At 73.2% G+C, this 22,525-nt stretch carries 23 protein-coding genes and 1 tRNA gene; 12 read left to right on the top strand and 12 right to left on the bottom strand.

Annotation, left to right across the window (positions count from 1 at the left end; genetic code table 11):
- Window positions 1–28 precede the first annotated feature (28 nt).
- The 3 genes from ACPZVR_RS08215 to ACPZVR_RS08205 form a co-directional block, all read right to left on the bottom strand.
- A complete protein-coding gene (locus ACPZVR_RS08215) occupies window positions 29–1,309 on the bottom strand; it encodes a hypothetical protein (RefSeq protein ID WP_436699084.1) in 1,281 nt (426 codons plus the stop codon).
- A gap of 112 nt (window positions 1,310–1,421) precedes the next feature.
- Window positions 1,422–1,495: transfer RNA gene (locus ACPZVR_RS08210), tRNA-Pro, on the bottom strand.
- Window positions 1,496–1,576: 81 nt separating this feature from the next.
- Window positions 1,577–2,521 (bottom strand): metallophosphoesterase, encoded by a 945-nt coding sequence (locus ACPZVR_RS08205; RefSeq protein ID WP_436699083.1) that lies wholly within the window; start codon window positions 2,519–2,521, stop codon window positions 1,577–1,579.
- A gap of 36 nt (window positions 2,522–2,557) precedes the next feature.
- On the opposite strand from ACPZVR_RS08205, the gene ACPZVR_RS08200 reads away from it, so the two are divergent.
- On the top strand, window positions 2,558–3,016 hold the full coding sequence (locus ACPZVR_RS08200; RefSeq protein WP_436699082.1) for a GatB/YqeY domain-containing protein: 459 nt from the start codon (window positions 2,558–2,560) through the stop codon (window positions 3,014–3,016).
- Window positions 3,017–3,373: 357 nt separating this feature from the next.
- Here the strand turns inward: ACPZVR_RS08200 and ACPZVR_RS08195 are convergent, their stop codons facing one another.
- Entirely contained in the window at window positions 3,374–5,737 is a 2,364-nt protein-coding gene (locus ACPZVR_RS08195; protein WP_436699081.1) for a transglycosylase domain-containing protein, read from the bottom strand.
- A gap of 239 nt (window positions 5,738–5,976) precedes the next feature.
- Between ACPZVR_RS08195 and ACPZVR_RS08190 the strand changes: the two genes are divergently transcribed.
- Window positions 5,977–6,255: a WhiB family transcriptional regulator gene (locus tag ACPZVR_RS08190; protein ID WP_436699080.1), complete on the top strand. Its 279-nt coding sequence runs from the start codon at window positions 5,977–5,979 to the stop codon at window positions 6,253–6,255.
- Between the two features lie 62 nt (window positions 6,256–6,317).
- Here the strand turns inward: ACPZVR_RS08190 and bagB are convergent, their stop codons facing one another.
- The 6 genes from bagB to ACPZVR_RS08160 form a co-directional block, all read right to left on the bottom strand.
- On the bottom strand, window positions 6,318–7,544 hold the full coding sequence (gene bagB / locus ACPZVR_RS08185) for an ArsA family ATPase (RefSeq protein ID WP_436699079.1): 1,227 nt from the start codon (window positions 7,542–7,544) through the stop codon (window positions 6,318–6,320).
- Window positions 7,544–8,542, bottom strand: a complete 999-nt coding sequence (bagA, locus tag ACPZVR_RS08180) for an ATPase BagA (RefSeq protein WP_436699078.1) — start codon at window positions 8,540–8,542, stop codon at window positions 7,544–7,546. Before bagA ends, bagB begins: the two co-directional genes overlap by 1 nt.
- A gap of 35 nt (window positions 8,543–8,577) precedes the next feature.
- Window positions 8,578–11,004, bottom strand: coding sequence for an ABC transporter permease (locus ACPZVR_RS08175; RefSeq protein WP_436699077.1), 2,427 nt, complete (start codon window positions 11,002–11,004; stop codon window positions 8,578–8,580).
- Complete coding sequence (locus ACPZVR_RS08170; RefSeq protein WP_436699076.1) at window positions 11,004–11,741, bottom strand: ABC transporter ATP-binding protein; 738 nt, start codon at window positions 11,739–11,741, stop codon at window positions 11,004–11,006. Before ACPZVR_RS08170 ends, ACPZVR_RS08175 begins: the two co-directional genes overlap by 1 nt.
- 160 nt (window positions 11,742–11,901) lie before the next feature.
- Entirely contained in the window at window positions 11,902–12,591 is a 690-nt protein-coding gene (locus ACPZVR_RS08165) for a response regulator (protein WP_436699075.1), read from the bottom strand.
- Window positions 12,588–13,760, bottom strand: a complete 1,173-nt coding sequence (locus ACPZVR_RS08160) for a sensor histidine kinase (RefSeq protein ID WP_436699074.1) — start codon at window positions 13,758–13,760, stop codon at window positions 12,588–12,590. Before ACPZVR_RS08160 ends, ACPZVR_RS08165 begins: the two co-directional genes overlap by 4 nt.
- Before the next feature lie 87 nt (window positions 13,761–13,847).
- On the opposite strand from ACPZVR_RS08160, the gene ACPZVR_RS08155 reads away from it, so the two are divergent.
- From ACPZVR_RS08155 to ACPZVR_RS08135, 5 genes are all read left to right on the top strand, one after another.
- Entirely contained in the window at window positions 13,848–14,000 is a 153-nt protein-coding gene (locus ACPZVR_RS08155; protein WP_436699073.1) for a hypothetical protein, read from the top strand.
- A gap of 168 nt (window positions 14,001–14,168) precedes the next feature.
- The gene (sp36, locus tag ACPZVR_RS08150) at window positions 14,169–14,324 is read left to right on the top strand and encodes a Sp36 family protein (RefSeq protein ID WP_436699072.1); all 156 of its coding nucleotides are present in this window, start codon (window positions 14,169–14,171) and stop codon (window positions 14,322–14,324) included.
- Window positions 14,325–14,327: 3 nt separating this feature from the next.
- Window positions 14,328–14,795 (top strand): RidA family protein, encoded by a 468-nt coding sequence (locus ACPZVR_RS08145; protein ID WP_436699071.1) that lies wholly within the window; start codon window positions 14,328–14,330, stop codon window positions 14,793–14,795.
- Window positions 14,792–15,721 (top strand): NUDIX hydrolase, encoded by a 930-nt coding sequence (locus ACPZVR_RS08140; RefSeq protein ID WP_436699070.1) that lies wholly within the window; start codon window positions 14,792–14,794, stop codon window positions 15,719–15,721. The genes ACPZVR_RS08145 and ACPZVR_RS08140 overlap by 4 nt, the downstream gene beginning before the upstream one ends.
- Window positions 15,721–16,539, top strand: a complete 819-nt coding sequence (locus tag ACPZVR_RS08135; RefSeq protein ID WP_436699069.1) for an MBL fold metallo-hydrolase — start codon at window positions 15,721–15,723, stop codon at window positions 16,537–16,539. The genes ACPZVR_RS08140 and ACPZVR_RS08135 overlap by 1 nt, the downstream gene beginning before the upstream one ends.
- Window positions 16,540–16,590: 51 nt before the next feature.
- Here ACPZVR_RS08135 and ACPZVR_RS08130 read toward each other — a convergent pair whose 3' ends face one another.
- Window positions 16,591–17,268: a Crp/Fnr family transcriptional regulator gene (locus ACPZVR_RS08130; RefSeq protein ID WP_141800618.1), complete on the bottom strand. Its 678-nt coding sequence runs from the start codon at window positions 17,266–17,268 to the stop codon at window positions 16,591–16,593.
- A 137-nt stretch (window positions 17,269–17,405) separates the two neighbouring features.
- Here ACPZVR_RS08130 and nth point away from each other — a divergent pair, with 137 nt between their 5' ends.
- The 5 genes from nth (at window position 17,406) to ACPZVR_RS08105 (ending at window position 21,544) form a co-directional block, all read left to right on the top strand.
- The gene (gene nth / locus ACPZVR_RS08125) at window positions 17,406–18,122 is read left to right on the top strand and encodes an endonuclease III (protein WP_436699068.1); all 717 of its coding nucleotides are present in this window, start codon (window positions 17,406–17,408) and stop codon (window positions 18,120–18,122) included.
- Window positions 18,122–18,751, top strand: coding sequence for a TlpA family protein disulfide reductase (locus ACPZVR_RS08120; protein WP_436699067.1), 630 nt, complete (start codon window positions 18,122–18,124; stop codon window positions 18,749–18,751). The genes nth and ACPZVR_RS08120 overlap by 1 nt, the downstream gene beginning before the upstream one ends.
- Window positions 18,748–19,512, top strand: coding sequence for an NUDIX hydrolase (locus ACPZVR_RS08115; RefSeq protein WP_436699066.1), 765 nt, complete (start codon window positions 18,748–18,750; stop codon window positions 19,510–19,512). The genes ACPZVR_RS08120 and ACPZVR_RS08115 overlap by 4 nt, the downstream gene beginning before the upstream one ends.
- A gap of 7 nt (window positions 19,513–19,519) precedes the next feature.
- The gene (locus ACPZVR_RS08110; RefSeq protein WP_436699065.1) at window positions 19,520–20,695 is read left to right on the top strand and encodes a MarP family serine protease; all 1,176 of its coding nucleotides are present in this window, start codon (window positions 19,520–19,522) and stop codon (window positions 20,693–20,695) included.
- Between the two features lie 72 nt (window positions 20,696–20,767).
- Entirely contained in the window at window positions 20,768–21,544 is a 777-nt protein-coding gene (locus ACPZVR_RS08105) for an enoyl-CoA hydratase/isomerase family protein (RefSeq protein ID WP_436699064.1), read from the top strand.
- A gap of 75 nt (window positions 21,545–21,619) precedes the next feature.
- Here ACPZVR_RS08105 and ACPZVR_RS08100 read toward each other — a convergent pair whose 3' ends face one another.
- A complete protein-coding gene (locus ACPZVR_RS08100; protein WP_436699063.1) occupies window positions 21,620–22,516 on the bottom strand; it encodes an oxygenase MpaB family protein in 897 nt (298 codons plus the stop codon).
- Window positions 22,517–22,525 lie beyond the last annotated feature (9 nt).

The raw sequence follows: 22,525 nt of genomic DNA, 5'->3' as shown, positions 1-22,525 counted from the left end.
GAGTTTTGTCGTCCCGCCCCGCGTTATGTCAGGTGTCGGCCGGGTCGACGAAGGTCTTGGTGACCCAGACCGAGGCGAGGTACGCGCCGATGCTCAGGACCGGCACGATGATCAGCGTCGACCAGTGGTCGAGCAGGTCGATGAGGAACAGCAGTGCCACGACGGCGACCAGGCCGACCGCCAGGAAGCTGCTGCTCCCCGGATCCGGGATGGCGAACGCCTTGAGCAGCTGGGCGCCGAGCAGGACGCACAGGGCGAAGGTGGCGACCAGCAGCAGGAAGCCCGGCCCTCCGCCGCACGACGACGTCCCGCGCACGGCCTCGCAGCCCCGCAGTGAGAGCCAGGTGAGGACGACCATCGCCGCGCCCACCACTAGACCGGACAGAGCCGCGGCCCGATAGGCGGTGAGGAGGCCGCCACCGGCGCCCAGGGCGGCGATCTCGGCGTCCTCCAGGGCGGCCGCGCTCACCGGCTCGGGCTCCACCTCGACCCCGGTGGGCCGGGGCTGAGGAGCTGGCTGGGCAGTGGACTTCGCGGTCGGCTTGGCGGCGGGCTTGGCGGCGGGCTTGGCGGTGGGCTTGGCGGTGGGCTTGGCGGTGGGCTTGGCGGCGGGCTCCGTGCTCTTCTGCGGGGGTACGCCGGCCGGCGCCTCGTCGGGCGTCGGCTCCTCGGTTTCGGGCAGGACGGCGGTCCGCTCCGGTGCAACCTCGGCGGTCGGCTGCGGTGCCACCTCGGCGGTCGGCTGCGGTGCCACCTCGGCGGTCGGCTGCGGTGCCACCTCGGCGGTCGGCTCCGGTGCGGACTCGGTGGTCGGCGCCGGCGTCGTTACCTCGGGCTGTGCTGTGGACCCGGCGGCGGTTGCGGCGGTCGGCTCCGCGGTGGTCTCGGTGTCCGGCTCGGCGGCGGCCGCGGGGGTCGACGGCGCCCCGACCTCGCTCGCGGTGGTCGCCTCGGCCACGGGCTCTGCGACGGGCTCCGCGTCGGGTTCCGCGTCCGGCGCCGCGGCGGGCTCCGCGTCCGGCTCCGCGGCGGCGTCAGTGCCGACGGCGTCGGGGTCGGGACTGGGCGCCTCGGGCTCGGGGACGGCCTGGGTCTCGGGCTCGGGGACGACCTCGACCTCGGGCTCCGGCTCGGCAACGACCTCGGGCTCCGGCTCCGCGACGACCTCGGCGTCGGGGCGGGCGGATGGACGAGCGGGGCGCGCGGGGGCGGTCGGGGCAGCGGGCGCCCGGCCGGCTGCCTTCTTCTTCCGCCCGAACAGCTTCGGCGGCTCCAAGCTGAGCTTCAGCTTGTCCTGCTCGTCTGACATGGCATGCAGTGTGTCACGAACGCGCAGGTGAGCGAGTGGTGGCCGCAGGGCGACACGGGCGTGAAAAACCCGACGGGCGGATCCGGTCTCACCGGATCCGCCCGTCGATCGGTCGGGCTGACAGGATTTGAACCTGCGGCCTCCTCGTCCCGAACGAGGCGCGCTACCAAGCTGCGCCACAGCCCGCCATGAACCGGCTCCGAGGAGCGGCTCACCAGCACGGGAGCATAGCGGAGCGGGAGGCCGGACCCGCAATCGCCGGTGCCCTCAGGCGCGACGTGACGTGCCCGGCAGCAGGGTGAGCAGGGTCGCCTCCGGGCGACAGGCGATCCGGATCCGGGTGTACGGGTTGGTGCCGAGGCCGGCCGACACGTGCAGCCACGCCGACCCCGGGTCTCCGGGACGGGAGTCGGCCGGGTGCCGGTGGAGCCCGCGGGCCCGGGCGGGCTCGAGGTCGCAGTTGGTGGCGTAGGCGCGGGAGTCGCCGGGCCAGGGGAGCCGCACCTGGCCGCCGTGGGTGTGGCCGGCGAGGACGGCGTCGTACCCGTCGGCGGCGAACCGGTCCAGCACCCGCAGGTACGGCGCATGGGCGAGTGCCAGCCGCAGGTCGGCGGTGGCATCGGCGGGCCCCGCGACGGCGGCCAGATCGTCGTAGGCGAGGTGCGGGTCGTCGACGCCGGCGAGGGCCAGGACGGTCTCGCCGACGGTGAGCCGGTCGCGGCGGTTGGTGAGGTCGACCCAGCCGGCGCCGGTGAGCCCGGCGCTCAGCTCGCGCCAGGGCAGCTGCGGGGTCGAGGTGTGCCGCTTGCCGTTGTCCGGGAGGACGTAGCCGAGCGGGTTGCGCAGCCCGGGCTCGAAGTAGTCGTTGGAGCCGTGCACGAACACCCCCGGGCGCTCCAGCAGTCCACCGAGGCTGTTGAGGACGACGGGGACCGCGGCCCGGTGGGCGAGGTTGTCGCCGGTGTCGACGACCAGGTCCGGCTCGAGCCGCGCGAGGCCGCGCAGCCACTCCTGCTTGCGCACCTGCCCGGGGGTCATGTGGAGGTCGCTGAGGTGGAGCACGCGCAGTGGTCGCATGCCGGCGGGCAGCACCCGTACGTCGACGCGGCGCAGAGTGTATTGGCGCGCCTCCCACAGCGCGTACGACGTCACGGCGGCCCCGAGTGTCCCCCCGACGCCGACGGTCCGCAGCAGCGCCCTCCCGAATCCCATTCGTCCAGTCTCGCCCACGGCAGGCAGAATCGAGACATGAGCACCCTCAAGGACCAGCTGCGCACCGACCTCACGACCGCCATGAAGGCCCGCGACGAGGTCCGGTCGTCGACGCTGCGGATGATCCTGACCGCGGTGACCAATGCCGAGGTCGCCGGCAAGGTCGCCAAGGAGCTCACCGACGACGAGGTGCTCACGGTCCTCGCCGCCGAGGCGAAGAAGCGCCGCGAGGCCGCGGTCGCGTTCGAGGAGGGTGACCGTCCCGAGAGCGCCGCGAAGGAGCGGGCCGAGGCGGCGGTGATCCAGGAGTACCTGCCGGCGCAGCTCGGACCCGAGGAGATCGCGGCGATCGTGACCGCCGCGGTCGAGCAGGCCGGCGCCGCCGGCGCGGGCCCGAAGGCGATGGGCCAGGTCATGGGCATCGTGCAGCCGCAGGTCAAGGGTCGCGCCGACGGCGCCGCCGTCGCCGCGGAGGTACGTCGCCAACTCGGCTGATTGATCGGGCCGAGCGTGTCGCCCTGTCGAGAGGCGCGCACGGTCACTCGCTGCGCTCGGACCGCGGTCGCCTCGCGACGCGGCTTCGCCGCCGGGGCGCCACGCTGCCGGCCGGGCTGACCGATTGGGCCGAGCGTGTCGGATACCGGGCTCGCCGCCCGGACCTCGCTCCGCTCGCTCCGCGGGCTTCGCCGGTGCGGCTGCGCCGCCGTCCGCCACGCTGCCGGCCGTGCCTCCGGGCCGAGCGTGTCGCCCTGTCGAGAGGCGCGCACGGTCACTCGCTGCGCTCGGACCGCGGTCGCCGCGCGTCGACTCTGCCTCGCCAGCGCGGCATGTCACCGACCGAGGGGGTAGGGCTCAGCCCTGGCCGTTCCCGTTCCCGTTGCCGTTGCCGTTGCCGTTCCCGTTGCCGTTCCCGTTGCCGTTGTTGCCCTTGTTCTTCTTGCCCTTCTTCACCTTCGGGCTGCCGTCGGAGAGGTAGAGCGTGACGGTGTCGCCGGCGGCCAGCCGGGCGCCGGTGCCGGGAGCGGACCAGGCGACCAGCCCCTGGCCGACCGCAGAGTCGACCGAGCCTCCGTTGACCACCGTGAAGCCGAGGCCCTCGAGCATCGCCTTCGCGTCGTCGTACGACTTGCCGGAGACGGCAGGCACGGTGGTGAGCAGACCCCGGATGTCGGTCGAGGACGGCCGGGTGAAGTCGATGTCGTCGAGCAGCGGAGCGATCGCCTTGAAGGCGTCGCCCCAGATCGGGCCGGCTGTCGTCGAGCCGGACGATGCGTACAAGGTGCGCCCGCCGACGGACTTGCCGTCGAGGGACTCGGGGTGTCCCTGCCCGTTGACGCCCGCGACCATCGCGGCGCCGGCGAGGTTGGGCGTGTAGCCGACGAACCACACGGAGTTGTTGCCGTTGGTGGTACCGGTCTTGCCGGCCGCGGGCTGGCCCGGGGCCTGGGCACTCGCGAACCCGCCCTCGATGACGCCACGGAGGACGTCGTTGACGGCGTTGGCGACCGGGCTCGCGAGCACCTGGGTGCAGTTCTTCTCGTACTTCTTGAGCACGTTGCCCTGCGCGTCGGCGATCTCGGTGACCGGTCGCGCGTCGCAGTGCAGCCCCTCGGCCGCGAAGGTGGCGTAGGCCTCGGCCATCTCCAGCGGGCTGACGTCGGCGACGCCGAGGGTGAACGACGGGATCATGTTGGCCTCGGTGAGCTCGGTGATGCCCATCTCCCGGGCCAGCTTCCACGGCTCGCAGAGTCCGGTGGCCAGCTCGAGGTTGACGAAGAAGGTGTTGACGGAGTTCCGGGTGCCCTCGTAGAGATCGGGGGCGGACGAGGAGCTCGTGGAGTTCTTGGGCTCCCAGACCTCGGTGCTCTGGTAGGGACCGTCGCAGGTCTCGAACTCGTTGAGGGGGAACCGGCCCGGGTTCGGCGCCGGGAACCGCTGGGTGAGCGGGATGTCCTGGTTGATCGCCGCGGCGAGCACGAAGGCCTTGAAGGTCGAGCCGGGCTGGAAGCCGGCCGCGTCGCCGTACTTGGTGGGCACGGTGTAGTTGAGGAAGGTCTCGCCCTTCTTCTTGCCCATCGGGCGCGACTGGGCGAGGCCCTTGACGTTCCCGGTGCCGGGCTCGACCAGGGCCAGGCCGCCGATGGCGAGGTCGTCCTTGTAGACCTGGGAGCTGACCGAGTCGTTCGCCGCCTTCTGGTAGCGCAGGTCGACGGTGGTCTTGATCGTCAGACCGCCGTTGAAGATCATGCGGCGCCGCTCCTCCGGGTTGGCGCCCAGGGCCGGATCGGTCATCAGCCAGCGCACGACGTAGTCGCAGAAGAACTGGGCCTCGGAGTTGACGCAGCCGTTGGGCTGCTCCTGGACCCGCAGCCCGAGCTTGCGGTCCTTGGCCTGGTCGGCGTCGGCCTTGGAGACCACGCTCAGCTGCGCCATCCGGTCGAGCACGACGTTGCGCCGCACGGTCGCCTGGGCCTTGTTGCGCGTCGGGTTGTAGGCCTCGGGGCTCTGCACCAGGCCCGCGAGGAGCGCGGACTGGCGCAGGTTGAGGTCCTTGGCGTTGACGCTGAAGAAGTGCTGTGCGGCCGCCTGCACGCCGTAGGCCCCGTCGCCGAAGTACGCCGTGTTGAGGTAGCGCTCGAGGATCCAGTCCTTGCTGTGCCGCTTCTCGAGCGCGATCGCGTAGCGGAGCTCCCGCAGCTTGCGGCCGTAGGTGTCGTCGGTGGCGGCCTTGCGCTCCTCGTCGGTCTCGGCCTGGTTGAGGAGGGTCAGCTTGACCAGCTGCTGGGTGATCGAGGAGCCGCCCTGGGTGACGCCGCCCGCCGCCTGGTTGGTGAACAGTGCGCGCATCGTGCCCTTGAGGTCGAGCGCGCCGTGCTGGTAGAAGCGGTAGTCCTCGATCGCGACGATGGCCTCGACCATCGTGCGGGAGATCTGGCGGAGGGGGACGTTGACCCGGTTCTGGTCGTAGAGCGTCGCGATGGTCTTGCCCTCGGCGTCCTTGACCTCGGTGCGCTGCGGCAGCTGCTCGGTCTCGAGCTCCTGGGGGAGGTCGTCGACGGACTCCGAGACGTTGCGCGCGGAGAAGCCGAGGACGCCCGCGAACGGGATGGCCAGGCCCGAGACGACGACGCCGAGCACAGCCGCGACGATCAGCATCACGCCGAGATGAGAGGCGACCTTCCGCGGCGGCAGGCCGTCGAACCGGGTGCGGGGCATGCGGTCAGGGTACGTGAGGGGGTGGCACGGAAAGGAGTCGACGGAGGGCCGCTCGACGGGCTCCGGTCCGGGAGGCGAGCCGGTCAGGTCTCGATCGGTCTAGTCCGATGTGACTAGACAGGTTGGGCCCGATGAGCGATATCCGTGCGGTGCGTCGTCCTTTACCTTGGACCGGTCGAGGAGACCGAGCGCTGTGGGGGCGTTGGCTCCTCGGTTGTGGGAAGCACCAGGGGACAACTATGTGGGTTGAGGATTGGGCGCCGCGCGCCGCCTGTCGGGAACAGCAGCCGGACCAGCTCTTCGTCCGTGGCGCCGAGCAGAACAAGGCCAAGCAGGTCTGCACGGGTTGCCCGGTGCGCACCGAGTGCCTGGCCGAGGCGCTGGACAACCAGATCGAGTGGGGTGTCTGGGGCGGGATGACCGAGCGGGAGCGTCGAGCGCTCCTGCGGCGCCGTCCGAACGCCTCCTGGCGCAACGTCTTGGAGTCGGCACGCGACGGTCAGGACGTCACGGTCTGACTCCGTCCGGGGCCGGTCCGGTCCCGTCGGCGTGACCCGGCATCCGCCGGCGTCGCGCGGAGTCAGTTGCGCTCATCCGCAGCGGGCGGCCCGTCCGCCGCCGCGGCGAGTAGCCTGCCCACGGTCCGCAGGCCCTCGAGGTCGTGCACGTCCCCGGCCAGCGCCGGTACGACGGCCGCCGCCACCTGCGGGTGTGCCGTCGCGAACCGGTCCCGCAGGGTGCGCTCACGCTCGACCATCCGCACCCGGTCGGCGTGCAGCCGGAGCAGGCCCGCGGTCAGGGGCGCCGTCGCCGAGACGGCGTCGGTGCGGCGCAGCCGCTCGGCCGCCGCCATCGCCTCGTCCGCGGACAGCTCGCCCCCCGGGTCCGGGCTCGCCCGGTTGACGACGAGACCGGCCAGCGGCATGTCGTCCTCGCTGAGCCGCTCGACGAAGTACTCCGCCTCACGCAGCGCGTCGGCCTCGGGAGCCGCGACCACGAGGAACGCCGTCCCGTCGGTCTTGAGCAGGGAGTAGGTCTGCTGCGCGCGCTGCCGGAAGCCGCCGAAGACGGTGTCCAGGGCGGTGACGAAGGTCTGCAGGTCCTTGAGGAACTGTGCGCCGAGGATCTTGGTCAGCGCGTTGGTGATCAGGCCGATCCCGGCCGTCATCAGCTTCGCCGGTCCCTTCGCGGGCATCAGCAGCAGCCGCACGAACCGGCCGTCGAGGAAGCTCGAGAGCCGTTCGGGCGCGTCGAGGAAGTCCAGCGCCGAGCGCGACGGCGGGGTGTCGACCACGATCAGGTCGTAGGTCCCTGCCTTCTGCGCGTCGCGGTGGATCTGACCGAGCTTCTCCATCGCCATGTACTCCTGCGTGCCCGCGAACGAGCTCGACAGCGCGATGTAGAACGGGTTGGCCAGGATCTGCTTGGCCTTCTCCGGGCTGGCCTGGGAGAGCACCACCTCGTCGAAGGTGCGCTTCATGTCGAGCATCATGGCGTCGAGGCGACCCTCGCCCTCGACGCCGAGGACGGGGCGCGGGGTGTTGTCGAGCTCCTCGATGCCCATCGACTGCGCGAGCCGGCGGGCCGGGTCGATGGTCAGCACGACGACCTTGCGCCCGCGCTCGGCGGCGCGCAGGGCGAGTGCGGCGCTGGTGGTGGTCTTGCCGACGCCGCCGGAGCCACAGCACACGACGATGCCCGTGCCGGGGTCGTCGAGCAGTGCGTCGATGTCGAGCGTCCCGGCGCGCCGGCCGGGAGCGGTCGCCGGGCCGACGCGAGACGGGTGCTGGGTCGAGCTGCGTGCCATCAGGCCATCCCCTGCTCTCGGAGGAGTCCGGCGAGCTCGTAGAGGCCGCCGAGGTCGATGCCGCCCGCCAGGCGCGGCAGCTCGTACGACGGCACGTCCAGGTCGGCCACCAGGGCGCGTTGGGAGTCCTCCAGCGCCCGCCGCTCGGCGTGATCGGCGGCTTCGGTCAGGAGGCCGTCGACCAGGCGGGGGCTCACCGCGATGCCCCCCTGGGCCAGGTCGGCCTCGATCCCCGCGCGGTCGAGCGTGCCGGTCCGGGCGGCGGCGAGGTCGTCGGCGTCGAGGTCGCGGGGCCGGACCTGGTTGACGATGACGCCGCCCACCGGAAGCCGGGCGCCGCGGAGCTCGGCGATGCCGTCCACGGTCTCCTGGACCGGCATCTCCTCGAGCACGGTGACCAGGTGGACCGCCGTGCGCGGGGAGCGGAAGAGGGTCATCATCGTGTCGGACTGCGACTTGATCGGTCCGACCTTCGCGAGTCCGGCGAGCTCGTTGCTGACGTTGAGGAACTGGGTGATCCGACCGGTCGGCGGTGCGTCGAGCACCACGGCGTCGTACTCGATGGCGAGCTTGTTGCGGCTGTTGCGCTGGACCGCCTCGTAGACCTTGCCGGTCAGCAGCACGTCGCGGACGCCGGGCGCGATCGTGGTGGCGAACTCGATCACGCCGAACCGGTCGAGGGCCTTGCCCGCACGGCCCAGCCGGTAGTACATGGCGAGGTACTCCAACAGCGCCGACTCCGCGTCGATGTGCAGGGCGTGCACCACGCCGCGGCCACCGTCGGGCTCGGGGAGTCCGGTGGTCAGCCGGCGCTCCTGGTAGGGGAGAGGGTCGACGTCGAACATCCGGGCGATGCCCTGGCGACCCTCGACCTCGCACAGCAGGACGTTCCGGCCCCGGGTGGCGAGCGCCAGGGCGAGGGCGGAGGCGACCGTGGACTTGCCGGTCCCGCCCTTGCCGGTGACGACGTGGAGACGCACCTTCGGCCAATCACTCACCCGACGGAGCCTAGTGGCTCCGTCGGGTGAGGCGGTCAGTCCAGCGAGAGCCCGGCCGCCGGCGCGATCCGTGAAGCCCGCCGGGACGGGACGATCGCGGCCACCAGCCCGGCCAGGGCGGCGATCGACACGACCAGGCCCAGCTGGCCCCACGGCAGGACCAGGCCCGCCCCGTCCACAGCCGGCTCGACGAGCGCCCGGATCGCGGTCCAGGCGAACGCGACGCCGAGCGCGGTGCCGAGGAGGGTGGCGACCACCGAGAGCAGCACCGCCTCCGTGGCCAGCATCCGCCGGACCTGGCGGCGGGTCAGCCCGAGGGCGCGGAGCAGCGCGTGCTCACGGCCGCGCTCGAGCACCGAGAGCCCCAGGGTGTTGCCGATCCCCACCAGGGCGATCACGATCGCGATAGCGAGCAGGCCCACGACGCCGCCGGTGAGCACGTCCAGCTGCAGGTCGACGTAGGACCGCCTGGCCAGACCGTTCTCGACGCCAGCGTCGACCGGGGCGGCGATGGCCTCCATCGACCCGGCCAGGTCCTCGGGGTCCGTGCCCTCGGCCGCGCGCAGCCAGACCGCGTGCGTGGCGGCGTCGGGCGCGAGCTCGTCGAGCGTCGTACGTCGGACCAGGGCGGCCTCGCCCCAGCCCTCGCCTCCGGCCACGCGCAGCTCCCGGGTCGTGTCGCCGACCGTGACCCGGACGACGTCGCCGACCTCGACACCGTCGCCGATCAGGTCCCAGGGCACGATCACCTGACGCGGTCCCGGCCTGGGCAGGTCGCCGTGCAGCACCGTCGCGTCGTCGTCGGCCGTCGTCGGCAGCAGCGGGAGGGGGGCGAGGTCGCCGATCGTGGCGAGCGCGCCCGGCACCGGTACGGCGGCGGCCACGCCGTCCACCGCCGCCAGCCGCTCCACGGCATCGGCGGGCAGCGGGCTCGCGGCGGTCACCGCGAGGTCGATCGGGTACTGCTCGTCCATGTCGGCCGACACGGCGGAGCGGGAGCTCGCCATGCCGGTGAGGACGGCGGTCGTGAGCGTGACGCCGATGAGCAGGGAGGCGGCGGTCGCGGCGGTCCGGCGGGGGTTGCGCACGGCGTTGCCCGCGGCGAGCCGGCCGGCCGGTCCGAGCAGCCGCCGGGTGAGCGGCGTGCCGGCGCGGATCAGCGCCGGCACCAGGATCGGCCCGAACAGCAGCACGCCCAGGAACACCGCCGCGCCGCCGACAGCCAGCGCACCGACGTTGGCGGTCGCGACGGCCGCGGCGAGGCCGGCGACGCCGGCCGCGAGCAGGAGGACGCCGAGCCCGATCCGGATCCGGCCGCTCCGGGTGCGCACCTGCGTGCTGTCGTCGGGGCGCAGCGCCGCGAGGGGGCTGACCTGGACCGCGCGCCGCGTCGGCAGCCACGCCGCCACGAGCGTCACGCCGATCGCCACCGCCGCGGCGCCCGCCAGCCACACCGGCGCGACATTGGCGTGCCCCAGCCGGGCTCCCGGCCACTGCGCGCGGACCACGGCCACCAGGCCGTGGCCGGCCCCGAGACCGCCCAGCACGCCGATCCCGGCGGCGAGGACGCCCAGGGCGACCGACTCCAGGCGCACCGAGCGCAGGACCTGGCGCCGCGTCGCCCCGACGCAGCGCAGCAGCGCGAAGTCCCCAGAGCGCTGGGCGAACAGGATCGTGAAGGTGTTGTTGATGACCAGGACGGCGACGACGAGGGCGATCGCTCCGAAGAGCAGCACGACGATCTGGATGATGTCGACGCCGTTGTTGACCTCCCGCTGCAGCTCCTGGAGGAAGGCCGCGACGGTCGTCGGCTCCGCGTCCGGGACCGTCGCCCGGATCGCCGACCGGGCCGCGTCGAAGCCGCCGCCGCTCCACGCGACGCTGCCGACGTAGAGGCTGTCCTCCCACCGGGCGAGGTCGGACCACAGCAGGTAGACCGACGAGACCGCGTGGTTGGACGGCGAGTCGGCGAGGCCGACGACCGTGACCTCGAGCGCGCTGCCGCCCGTGCCGATCCGCAACCGGTCGCCCACCGCGAGCTGCCGGGCCTTGGCGGCGTTGGTGTCGACGAGCGCCTCGCCGGGTTCACCGGGGAAGCGGCCGCTGACCAGCTCCTGCCAGCGGTGGTCGGGACGGTCGGGCACCTGTCCGATGTCGGTGCTGGAGTCGATCACCTTCCCGTCCCGGCTGACCTGCTGCATGGTCCAGCCGACCAGCCACGCGTCGGCGCCGTCGCCCGGCGCGGCCGCGAGCAGGTGGGCGGCCTCGCTCGAGGACGGGCGGTCGAGGACGGCGTCCGCGCCGGCGTAGGGCTCGCCGATGCCGGCGGTCAGGCCGTCGCGGACCGCCGAGGACAGGGCCGCGGTGACCACGATGAAGGCGGTCCCGACCACGACGGCGAGCAGGGCGGCGCCGTACCGGCGGGTGTGGGTGCGCAGCGAGGCGAGGATGACGGTGCGCATCAGAGCGCGTTCCCACGCCGCTCGGTGATCCGGCCGTCGGCCAGGACGATCACGTCGTCGGCGTACGTCGCCGCCTCGGTCTCGTGGGTGACCATGACCACGGTCTGGCCCAGCTCCCGCACCGACTGCCGCAACAGCGAGAGGACCTCGGCGGAGCTGGAGCTGTCCAGGTTGCCGGTCGGCTCGTCGGCGAACACGATCGCCGGCGCGGACAGCAGGGCACGGGCGATCGCGACCCGCTGCTGCTGGCCGCCCGACAGCTCCGATGGCCGGTGGGCGAGCCGCGCGGAGAGGCCGAGGGTCTCCACGATCGCGTCGAAGCGCTGGCGCAGGTCGTGGTCCCGGCCCGCCTGCCCGGCCAGCTCGGTGGGCAGCCAGATGTTCTGCTCGGCGCTCAGCATCGGCAGCAGGTTGAACGCCTGGAAGACGAAGCCGACATGGTCGCGGCGGAACCGCGTCAGGGTGTCGTCGTCCATCCCCTCCAGCGACTGGCCGGCGACCGTCACCGTGCCGGCCGTCGGCTGGTCCAGCCCTGCCAGGCAGTGCATGAGGGTCGACTTGCCGGAGCCCGACGGTCCCATGATCGCGGTGAACCGGCCGGCGGGCAGGTCGAGGTCGACGCCGCGCAGGGCGTGGACCAGGGTGTCGCCGCGGCCGAAGGACTTCGTGAGGCCGCGGGCGCTCGCGGCGAGGGCGGTGGTCGGTGCGGGAGGTTGGGGGGACGTCAGGGAGGTCATGGTGACGAGCCTCGCCGGGATCGGCCGCCCGATCGTCAGGCCACGGGTTGATCCGGCGTCCGACGACGGGTGGATCCTCGGGCCGGTGTGGTCGTCGTACCGGACGAGACGGTCGCGCATCGGTGGATCTCGGAACCGATGTGTCCGGTACGACGCCGGGTCAGGGGCGGACGAGGCCCGTCTCGTACGCCAGCACGACCAGCTGGACGCGGTCGCGGGAGCCGGTCTTGGCCAGCAGTCGGCCGATGTGGGTCTTCACCGTCGCCTCGGAGACCACGAACTCGGCGGCGATCTCGGCGTTCGACAGGCCACGGCCGACGAGGACCAGGGTCTCGCGCTCGCGGTCGGTGAGGCCGTCGAGCCGGGGGTCCGGGCCCGGCGACGCGGGGTCGGGGAGGACGCCCGCGAAATGCTCCAGCAGCCGTCGGGTCGTGCTGGGGGCGACCACCGACTCGCCGCCGTGGACGGTCCGGATCGCGTCGAGCAGGGTCTCGGGGGTGGCGTCCTTGAGCAGGAACGCCGCGGCACCGGCGCGGATCGCGGCGAAGGCGTACTCGTCGAGGTCGAAGGTGGTCAGCACGATCACCTGCGGCGGCTCGGGCCGCTCCGCCAGCCGGCGGGTCGCCTCGACGCCGTCGAGCCGCGGCATCCGCACGTCCATCAGGACGACGTCGCAGCGGGTGACCGCGAGCCGCTCCAGCGCCTCGCCGCCGTCGCCCGCCTCGCCGACCACGCACAGGTCCGGTTGGCTGTCGATGAGCATCCGGAACCCGGCCCGGACCAGGTCCTGGTCGTCGACGAGGAAGACCCGGATCGGCTCCGTCGGCCCGGTCGGCGTCGGCTCGCTCACAGGGGGATCCTCGCGCACACGGTGAAGCCGCCGCCCGGCGCAGGGCCGGTCGTCAGCGTTCCTCCGTGGGCGGCCACCCGCTCCCGCATGCCGGCGAGGCCCAGGCCGCGGCCGTCGTCGGGTGCCGCGGCGCCCCGCCCGTCGTCGGAGACCTCGACGACGACCATGCCGGTCTCGACCCGCAGCGCGACCGCGGCGGTGGCGCCGGGACCCGCGTGCTTGCGGACGTTGGTGAGCGCCTCCTGCGCGATCCGGTACGTCGTCAGGGCGACGCCGTCCGAGACCGCGGGGAGCGGCTCGGGCAACCGGGCCACGACCGGCGTCCCGGCGGCCCGTGCCTCGCCGAGGAGTGCCGTGAGGTCGGCGAGACGGGGCTGGGGAGCGGTCGGCGCCTCCTCGGCGCGCAGCAGTCCGAGCATCCGGCGCAGCTCCGCGATCGCCTCCCGCCCCGTCGAGGCGATGGTGGTGAGCGCCGGACCGGTCACGCTCGGGTCGTGCTCCGCGGCCGCGCGGGCGCCGTCGGCCTGGACGACGATGGTGGTCAGCCCGTGGGCCACGACGTCGTGCATCTCGCGCGCGATCCGGTGCCGCTCGTCGATCGCCGCGAGCGCCGCCTGCTGGGCCGCCTCGCGCTCGAGCCGCGCGCCGCGCTCGACCAGCGCGTCGACGTACGCCTGACGGGTGCGGCCGAGGGTGCCGAGCGTCCAGGCGACGACCACGAACAACGCGATGGTGACGAAGTACGCGGTGACGTTCTCCACGGTCAGCAGGTCGGCGCCGAAGCCGTGCAACCAGTCGACGGCGGCGACCGCGGCGCCCAGCAGGCCGGTGCCGAGCGCCGCCGCCGCCCAGCGCGGGCCGGCGTAGCGGGCGACGGAGTAGACCGCGATCGGGAAGGCGAACTGGCTCCACAGCGGGTTGTCGTTGACCAGCGGCTGGACCGCGGTGGCGGCCGCGACCGCGGCGAACACCGCGACCGGATGCCGTCGGCGGAACAGCAGGGGCGTGATCTGGGCGATCATCAGCAGGCCGTCGACGAAGTCGACGAAGAACTGGTACGGCAGCGTCGGCAGCAGGAGCACCACGGTCAGCGCGACGTCGAACCACCGTTCGCCGCGCGGCCCGAGCCGCCACGGCTGTCGATGCGCTCCCAGGGCAGGTCCGGCCACCGGGCAACCGTAGACGCCGGGCGTCCCCGGAACGTCAGACCACGGGTGGATCCGCGACGTACCATGGTCGGGTCGGAAGGAGCCGCCATGGCCGAGCAGTCGCGACTGGAGCGCTACAAGCACCTGCCGCCGCCGATCGACCCGCAGACCCTGCGGACCGCCCAGGACGTCGAGCCCCCGCCGCCGGAGGAGGACGACCGCTACCGCGAGATGCTCTGGGTCGTGAACCGCTACGGCTGATCGGCCGGGTCGGCGGAACCGGCCGAGTGGCCGCCGAGCCAACGGGAGCCGGCGGTGTGGCCGCCACGTGGACCCGACCACTTGCCCAGGCCGACGGCGCGCGCGGCAGCGCGGCGCGAGGGACGAGCGACGTGCTCGCGCCGATCAGCGCTGAGTAGGGTGCGGAGCATGACCAAGTGGGAGTACCAGGTGGCGCCCGTCCTCAACCACGTCGCGGCGCAGATCCTCAACAACTTCGGCCAGGACGGCTGGGAGCTCGTCGTCCTCGTGCCCGGCCAGGGCGGCAACGACATCGCCTACTTCAAGCGTCCGGTCGAGGACTGAGGCGTGGCGACTCCCGAGGAGAGGCTGGCGGAGCTCGGGCTGACCGTGCCCGAGGTCGTCCCGCCGGTGGCGGCCTACATCCCTGCGATCCGCAGCGGTGAGCGGGTGTACACCTCCGGCCAGCTGCCCATGCGCGATGGCGCGCTGATGGCCACCGGCAAGGTCGGTGCCACGGTGAGCGCCGAGGACGCCTATGCCTGCGCGCGTCAGTGCGCGCTCAACGCGATCGCCGCGATCCGCGCCATCGCGGGTGACCTGAGCCGGGTGCGCATCGTGAAGGTCGTCGCGTTCGTCGCCTCCACCCCCGACTTCACCGGCCAGCCCGGCGTCGCCAACGGAGCGTCGGAGCTCTTCGCCGAGGTGTTCGGCGACGCGGGCGTGCACGCGCGCTCCGCCGTCGGGGTGCCCGTGCTCCCATTGGACGCGCCGGTCGAGGTCGAGGTGATCGCCGAGATCGGCAGCGGCGCGTGAGCGCCGACGGCGTGGCGGGAGGCGGCGCCGCCGGAGACACGTTCAGGTCGGGGAGGGGGGTTGTCCCACTGCCGCCCGTCCAGCTCCCGGCGAAGCTCGCCGACCTCGCGGTGGAGTACGCCGACGGCCGGCGTGAGCCCGCCGCGCCGCGCGACGCGGCGACGGTGGTCGTCCTGAGGCCCGGCACAGACGGCGCGCCCGAGGTCTACCTGCTCCGGCGTCAGGTCTCGATGGCCTTCGCCGGCGGGATGTGCGTGTTCCCCGGCGGCGGCGTCGACCCGCGCGACTACGACCACACCGTGGCGTGGGCCGGTCCCTCCCCGGCGGAGTGGGCCGCCCGGCTCGGCACGGCCGAGGACGTCGCGCGGGCGCTCGTGTGCGCCGCGGTCCGGGAGACCTTCGAGGAGTCGGGGGTGCTGCTCGCCGGCACCTCCGCCGACAGCGTCGTGGCCGACACCACCGGCGACGACTGGGAGGCCGACCGGGTGGCTCTGGAGTCCCGCGAGCTGGCGATGACCGACTTCCTCGACCGCCGCGGATTGGTGCTCCGCACCGACCTCCTGGGCATCTGGAGCGGCTGGCTGACCCCGGTGTTCGAGCCGAAGCGCTACCGGACCTGGTTCTTCGTCGCGCAGCTGCCCGAGGGCCAGGTCACCCGCGACGTGTCCAGCGAGTCGTCCGAGGTCGTCTGGGTCGGTGCCGCGGCCGCCGCCGACGCGGCCGATGCCGGCGAGCTGGCGATGCTCCCGCCGACGTACCTCACCTGCCTGGAGGTCGGCACCCACGCCACCCCCGCCGAGGTGGTCGCGGCGAGCAGGGACCGCACCGTCGTGATGTTCACTCCCGAGGTCGAGCCGCTGGGCGACGGCTTCACCCTGTCGATGCCCGATCGGCTGCGGCCGCTCGTCGCCGCCCGGAGGGCGTGATGGAGGCCTGGCACGGCGGGGCGTACGGCGACCGCGGGCGCTGCGTGCTCGCGCCCAATCCCGGCCTGATGACGCTGGACGGCACGAACACCTGGATCCTGCGCGAGCCCGGCTCCGACCGGTCCATCGTCGTGGATCCGGGGCCGCTGCACGACGCGCACCTGGACGCCGTCGCCGAGGTCGCGGGCCGGGTGGACGCGGTCGTGGTCACCCATCATCACCTCGACCACACCGAGGCCGCCCGCTCCTTCGCCGAGCGGATGGGCTGCGGGGTGCGGGGCCTGGACCCGGCGCAGTGCTGGCGCTCCGACCCGATCGTCGACGGCGAGGTGCTCTCCGTCGGCGGCCTCGACGTCGAGGTCCTCACGACCCCCGGTCACACCACCGACTCGATCTCGCTGCTGGTCGAGGCCGACGGCGCGCTGCTCACCGGCGACATGGTGCTCGGTCGCGGCACGACCGTGATCACCCATCCCGACGGCGACCTGGGCGCCTACTTCGACTCCATCGCCCGGATGCGGTCCCTCGTGACGGAAGGCCGTGTCGCGTCGCTGTGGCCGGCCCACGGCCCCGTCCTGGCGGACGCCGCCGCCGTCCTCGACCACTACGTGGTCCACCGGCGCGACCGGCTCGCCCAGGTCGAGGCCGCGCTGCCCCGCCTGGGCCTGTCCCCGACGGACCTGCCGGCGGACGTCGCGGAGCACGCGACGCTGCCCCGGAAGGTGGTCGAAGTCGTGTACGCCGACGTCGACGAGTCGCTGTGGGGCGCCGCGGAGCAGTCCGTCCGCTCTCAGCTGGCGTACCTGGCCCGGCGTTGAACGACGACGCCCCTCCGCGCCGGGCGCGGAGAGGCGTCGGTGGGTCGGGCGTCAGCGCGCGCGGCGCGACATCCGCTCCATGTCGAGGATGACGACGGAGCGCGGCTCCAGGCGCAGCCAGCCGCGCGAGGCGAAGTCGGCGAGCGCCTTGTTGACGGTCTCGCGGGAGGCGCCGACCAGCTGGGCGAGCTCCTCCTGGGTGAGGTCGTGGTGCACGTGGACGCCGTCGTCGGCCGTGCGACCGAAGCGGTCGGCGAGATCGAGCAGCGCCTTGGCGACGCGGCCCGGCACGTCGGAGAAGACCAGGTCGGCGACGACGTCGTTGGCCTTGCGCAGCCGCGCGGCCAGCTGGGCGAGCAGCCCGCGGGCGACCGTCGGTCGGCCCTCGAGCCAGCGCAGCAGGTCCTCGTGCGACAGCGAGGCGAACTCGGCGTCGGTCACGCAGGTGACGGTGGCCGAGCGCGGACCCGGGTCGAAGAGCGAGAGCTCGCCGAACATCTGCCCGGGACCCATGATCGCCAGCAGGTTCTCGCGGCCGTCGGACGAGGTGCGGCCCAGCTTCACCTTGCCCTCGAGGACGACGTACAGCTTGTCGCCGCTGTCCCCCTCGTGGAACAGCACCTCACCGCGGCGGAGCCGGGTGGTGGCCAGCGACGTGCGCAGCCCTGCCATCGCCTCGTCGTCGAGGGCACTGAACAGTGGCGCCTGACGGAGTACGTCGTTGTCCACGCTTCCTCCAAAGTTGCGTAAAACCCGGTCGGCGGCATCCTAGCCAGTGCGCGATGTCACACCTAGTGCCGCGTCCGGCATGTCCCCCTCGGACGCGCCCGGCGGGGCTGTCGGACGCACACCGTAGGGTGGCCTCCGTGCGGCCGATCGACACCACCGAGGAGACGTCGACCCAGCTCGTCCGGAGGGCCCGCAAGATCGACCGCGTGCTCGCCGAGACCTACCCCGACGCGAAGGCCGAGCTCGACTTCGACAACCCCTTCGAGTGCCTGGTCGTCACCGTGCTGTCCGCGCAGACGACCGACAAGCGGGTCAACGCGGTGCGCCCGACGCTCTTCGCCGCCTACCCCGACCCGCGGTCGATGGCCGCCGCCGACCGGGCCCACCTCGAGCAGATCGTCGGCCCGCTGGGGTTCTTCCGGGCCAAGACGGAGTCGCTGCTCAAGCTGAGCGCGGCCCTCGTGGAGCGCTACGACGGCGAGGTGCCGGCGCGGCTCGAGGACCTCGTGACGCTGCCCGGCGTCGGGCGCAAGACCGCCAACGTCGTCCTCGGCAACGCCTTCGACCTCCCCGGGATCACGGTCGACACCCACTTCGGCCGGCTGGCACGACGTCTCGGGTGGACCGAGGAGACCGACCCGGTGAAGGTCGAGCATGCCGTCGGGGCGCTCTTCCCCAAGCGGGACTGGACGATGCTGTCCCATCACCTGATCTGGCACGGCCGCCGGCGCTGCCACGCCAAGAAGCCCGCCTGCGGCGCGTGCCCGGTCGCGCGGTGGTGCCCGTCCTACGGCACCGGACCGACGGACCCGGTCGAGGCGGAGAAGCTGGTCCGCACCGAGGGACCCAACTGATGCGTCTCCCCGCCGTCGCAGTCGCCCTGATGGCGGCGGGCGTCCTGCTGACGGGGTGCGACAGCGTCGCGCCGGCCTTCGCGTGCAAGGTCGACGCCACCACCCCGGAGCTGATCGAGGACCGGGAGGCGGCCGGCATCGCCGACTGCGACCCGGCGACCTGGTCCGTGGCCGACGGCGCGGCCGCCCAGCTGCCGGACCTCGAGCTCGACTGCCTCGGCGGTGCGACGGGCGCGTCGCTCTCCGAGGTGCGCGGCCCGGCCGTGCTGAACTTCTGGGCGTCCAACTGCGGGCCGTGCCGCAAGGAGATGCCCGCGCTGCAGGAGTTCCACGAGGCCTACGGCGACCGGATCACGGTCCTGGGCGTCAACTGGCTCGACACCTATCCCGGGGCCGCCATCGACCTGGCCCGGCAGAGCGGCGTCACCTACCCCTCGCTCGCCGACGGCTGCGGCGACCTCCAGGAGACGGATGCCGATCTCGGCATCGGCCTGCCGTTCTTCCTGTTCGTCGCCGCCGACGGCACCGTCTCGCGACCGCACACCGGCGGCGTCACCTCGCCGGACGAGATCGTCGACATGGTCGCGACGTACCTCGACCTCGACCTCACCGCGAGGGCCGCGTCGTGACCGACCACTCAGCCGACCACTCAGCCGACCTGCCCGCCGACCTGCCCGCCGACCTGCCCGACTGGCTGCTTCCCGTCGCCCGGGGCGCCCGGCGGATCAGCGGCAGCCACCTGACGGCCTTCCTGCCGCCCGAGGACGCGCCGGTACGCCGCGGCGCGGTCCTCATGCTCTTCGGCGACCGCGACGTGCTGCTCACCGAGCGCGCCCACGACATGCGCTCCCACCCGGGCCAGGTCTCGTTCCCCGGCGGCAGCATCGACCCGGGGGAGAGCGTGGTCGAGGCGGCGCTGCGCGAGGCCGAGGAGGAGATCGGCGTCGACCCCGCCGGGGTCGAGGTGTTCGGCAGTCTGCCCGAGCTGTGGCTGCCGCCGTCCAACTTCGCAGTGACCCCCGTCCTCGGGTGGTGGCGCGACCCGGCGCCGATCCGGGTCGCCTCCCCGCAGGAGGTGCACGCGATCCACCGGGTGACGCTCGAGGAGCTGTTCGCGCCCGAGCACCGGATCCAGGTGCGCCATCCCGGCGGGTGGATGGGGCCGGGCTTCCTCATCGGTCCCGACAAGGACGTCATCCTGTGGGGCTTCACGGGCGGGATCCTCACCCGCTTCTTCGACTTCCTCGGGTGGCTCCCCCCGGTGGCGGACCCGCCGGTGCATGATCTCCCCGACTACATGCTTGCCGAGCACGTCCGCCGGACGGCTGCCGCGGCGGCTGCCGACGAGGACGCGGGGGACGGCATGGACATCTTGGAGCCCAACGAGTGAGGACCGCGTGAACGTCCTCGACTGGCTGCTCGTCGTCCTCGTCGCGGCGTACGCCCTGTCCGGCTACTGGCAGGGCTTCATCACCGGCGCCTTCGCGACGATCGGCCTGCTGTCCGGCGGCCTGGGCGGCATCCTGCTGGCGCCGCTGGTCCTCGGTGGCCTCGACCCGTCCCTGGCGGTCTCGCTGGGCGCGCTGTTCATCGTCATCCTGTGCGCCTCGCTCGGCCAGGCCGTGCTGCAGTACGCCGGCGCGCGGGTCCGCGAGCGGATCACCTGGCAGCCCGCGCGGGCGTTGGACGCCGTCGGCGGCGCGCTGCTGAGCGGTCTCGCCGTCCTGCTGGTCGCGTGGGCGCTGGGCGTCGCGATCTCCGGCACCCGGATCGGCTCGGTGACCTCGATGGTCCGCAGCTCGGCCGTGCTGTCGAAGGTCAACGAGGTGCTGCCGGAGTCCGCGCCGAACGCCCTGCAGGCCTTCAACAACGTCGTGGGCACCGGCTTCTTCCCCCGCTACCTCGAGCCGTTCGCGCCGGAGCGGATCGTCGAGGTCGCTCCCGGACCGTCCGACCTGCCGGGGTCGGACCGGGTCGAGGCGACCCGGTCCAGCGTGGTGAAGATCCGTGGCGCGAACCGCTGCGGTCGCGGTGTCGAGGGCACCGGCTTCGTCTTCGCCGAGGACCGCGTGATGACCAACGCCCATGTTGTCGCGGGCGTCGAGGACCCCGAGGTCAGCATCGGCGGTGGCACCGAGCTGGCCCGGGTCGTGCTCTACGACCGCGACCTCGACGTCGCCGTGCTGGCGGTGGAGACCGACGACGCGCCGGTGCTGAAGTTCGACACGGGCGTGGGCGCCGAGGACCCCGTCGCGATCGTCGGCTACCCCCAGGACGGTCCGTTCGACGTCCAGACCGGCCGGGTGCGCGCGATGCAGAACCTCCGCTCGCCCGACATCTACGGCGCCGGCACGGTCGTCCGCGAGGTCTACTCACTGCGCGGCCTGGTCCGGCCCGGCAACTCCGGCGGCCCGATCGTCACGCCCCAGGGCAGGGTCGCGGGGGTGGTCTTCGCCGCGTCGGTCACCGATCCCGAGACGGGCTACGCGCTCACCGCCCAGCAGGTGCAGGCCAGCGCACGCAACGGCACGAGCGCCGACGCGGAGGTGGGCACGGGCGACTGCGCCTCCTGAGGGTGCTGAGCGGGGTGCGGGAATCCCCGGACCCCCGCGCCCGCCCCCTCCGGCCTACGCCATAGTGGGCGCATGACCGACACCTTCGTGCGCTACGAGTACGCCGACGGCGTCGCCCGGATCACCCTGGCCGACGGCGATCGCGGCAACCCGATCCATCCCGCCTCCGTGGGCCAGCTCCACGACGCCGTCCGCTCCGCCCACCGCGACGGCGCCCGGGTCGTCGTCCTCGCCGCGGAGGGCCGCTTCTTCTCCGTCGGCGGCGACCTCGGGGCGTTCGCGGGATCCGACGACGTGGCGGGCTTCATCGACGACCTCGCCGAGGCGCTGCACCGGGTCGTCAGCGAGCTGGTCCGCTCCGATGCCATCGTCGTCAGCGCGGTCCAGGGCACCGCCGCCGGCGCCGGCTTCCCGCTCGCGGCCGCGGCCGACGTGGTGGTCGCGGCCGAGAGCGCGAAGTTCAGCCTGGCCTACACCAAGGTCGGGCTTTCTCCCGACGGCGGCAGCTCGCTCCTGGTCCACACGCTCGGCCTCCACCGTGCCCTGCGCCTGGCGCTGCTCGGGGACCCGCTGAGCGCCCAGGAGGCGTACGACGCCGGCCTGGTCGCGCGCGTCGTACCCGCCGACGAGCTGGCCGCCACGGTGGACCAGCTGGTTGCCGGTCTCGCCGCGGGAGCGGCCACCGCCAACGCCGCCGCCAAGCGCCTGCTGCGTGACGTCGCCGCCCCCGCGCCGGAGTCCGCGCTGCGCAGGGAGACCCTGTCGATCCGCCAGCTCGCCGACAGTGCGGACGGTCGGGAGGGCGTGGCCGCGTTCGTCGAGAAGCGGTCCCCTCGGTTCGGGGCCTGATGTGGTCGTCGTACCGGACACCGCGGTCGTGAACTCGCCGAGATCGCGACCGGATCGTCCGGTACGACGAGCGGATCAGCCTGCGACGGCGGAGGTGCCGTGGCGCACCGGGCAGCCCGCCACGCCGGGCACGGGGAAGGTGCCGAGCTCGCCGATCCGATAGCCGTTCGGGTAGCTCTTGATCCGCGGCAGGTCGGCGGTGAAGGTCGGCTTCCTGTTCGACGGGGTGTGCCGCAGCAGCCGGGCACGCAGCCGCATCGCTCCGACACTGAGCCGGCGGACGACCGGGCCCGGGTCGGCGTACGCGAAGGCGTCGAGGAGGGGCGCGTCCATGAGGCCGCGACTGAACAGCTCGACCGGCCGGCGCAGCGGCCGCGGGTAGAACGTGGTGAGCAGCCGCAGGGTCGAGTCCGCGACCCGCCGGCCGCCGGCGTCGAAGTCGAAGTGCGCGCGCTCGTAGTCGTCCATCAGGTGCATGAACGCGTCGTAGGTCTCGGGGATGTCCTTGATGCCCATGTGCCGGCCGAGCGCGCGGTAGTAGTTCACGCTCGCGCGCAGCTCGCCGTCGGTGAGCGTCCGCCAGCCGTAGTCGTCGAGCCAGCGCTTGGGGACGACGACGAAGGTCGACAGGACGTAGCGGAAGTCGTCGTCCGCGATGTCGTACATGCGGTGCATCTGGTTGATCCGCCGCATCGCGGTCCTGCCCGCCTCGGAGTCGAAGCCGTGCACGAACGGCGCCTCGAGGAGCAGCGCCGTGTCGTCGTACCGCTTCTGCACCGCGCCGGTGAACGCGCCGGTCTCGTCGAGGAGGCGGCCGATGCTGGGGACGGCGTAGGTCCGGAACAGGGCGAAGCTCAGCGCCTGGGTGAGATCCCAGGTGAACTCGTAGAGCGCGAGGTTCTGGTAGATCTCGACGTAGTCCGTCTCCGGGTCGAGGGCGTCGTTGCGGTCCCGCCACAGCGTCTTGGCCATGACGGAACG

Source organism: Nocardioides segetis, from assembly GCF_051390595.1.
In the GTDB taxonomy this organism is placed as follows: domain Bacteria; phylum Actinomycetota; class Actinomycetes; order Propionibacteriales; family Nocardioidaceae; genus Nocardioides.
The sequence above is the reverse complement of the archived record's forward strand: the minus strand, read 5'-3'. Positions and strand labels throughout refer to the sequence as shown.

Excerpts from the sequence above, each read along its gene's own strand:
- sp36 (WP_436699072.1), top strand. The coding sequence starts at position 14,169 with ATGACCAAGTGGGAGTACCAGGTGGCGCCCGTCCTCAACCACGTCGCG.
- ACPZVR_RS08195 (WP_436699081.1), bottom strand. The coding sequence starts at position 5,737 with ATGCCCCGCACCCGGTTCGACGGCCTGCCGCCGCGGAAGGTCGCCTCT.
- ACPZVR_RS08135 (WP_436699069.1), top strand. The coding sequence starts at position 15,721 with ATGGAGGCCTGGCACGGCGGGGCGTACGGCGACCGCGGGCGCTGCGTG.
- ACPZVR_RS08205 (WP_436699083.1), bottom strand. The coding sequence starts at position 2,521 with ATGGGATTCGGGAGGGCGCTGCTGCGGACCGTCGGCGTCGGGGGGACA.
- ACPZVR_RS08175 (WP_436699077.1), bottom strand. The coding sequence starts at position 11,004 with ATGCGCACCGTCATCCTCGCCTCGCTGCGCACCCACACCCGCCGGTAC.
- ACPZVR_RS08155 (WP_436699073.1), top strand. The coding sequence starts at position 13,848 with ATGGCCGAGCAGTCGCGACTGGAGCGCTACAAGCACCTGCCGCCGCCG.
- ACPZVR_RS08200 (WP_436699082.1), top strand. The coding sequence starts at position 2,558 with ATGAGCACCCTCAAGGACCAGCTGCGCACCGACCTCACGACCGCCATG.
- ACPZVR_RS08215 (WP_436699084.1), bottom strand. The coding sequence starts at position 1,309 with ATGTCAGACGAGCAGGACAAGCTGAAGCTCAGCTTGGAGCCGCCGAAG.
- ACPZVR_RS08170 (WP_436699076.1), bottom strand. The coding sequence starts at position 11,741 with ATGACCTCCCTGACGTCCCCCCAACCTCCCGCACCGACCACCGCCCTC.
- ACPZVR_RS08100 (WP_436699063.1), bottom strand. The coding sequence starts at position 22,516 with ATGGCCAAGACGCTGTGGCGGGACCGCAACGACGCCCTCGACCCGGAG.
- ACPZVR_RS08190 (WP_436699080.1), top strand. The coding sequence starts at position 5,977 with ATGTGGGTTGAGGATTGGGCGCCGCGCGCCGCCTGTCGGGAACAGCAG.
- ACPZVR_RS08120 (WP_436699067.1), top strand. The coding sequence starts at position 18,122 with ATGCGTCTCCCCGCCGTCGCAGTCGCCCTGATGGCGGCGGGCGTCCTG.
- bagB (WP_436699079.1), bottom strand. The coding sequence starts at position 7,544 with ATGGCACGCAGCTCGACCCAGCACCCGTCTCGCGTCGGCCCGGCGACC.
- ACPZVR_RS08105 (WP_436699064.1), top strand. The coding sequence starts at position 20,768 with ATGACCGACACCTTCGTGCGCTACGAGTACGCCGACGGCGTCGCCCGG.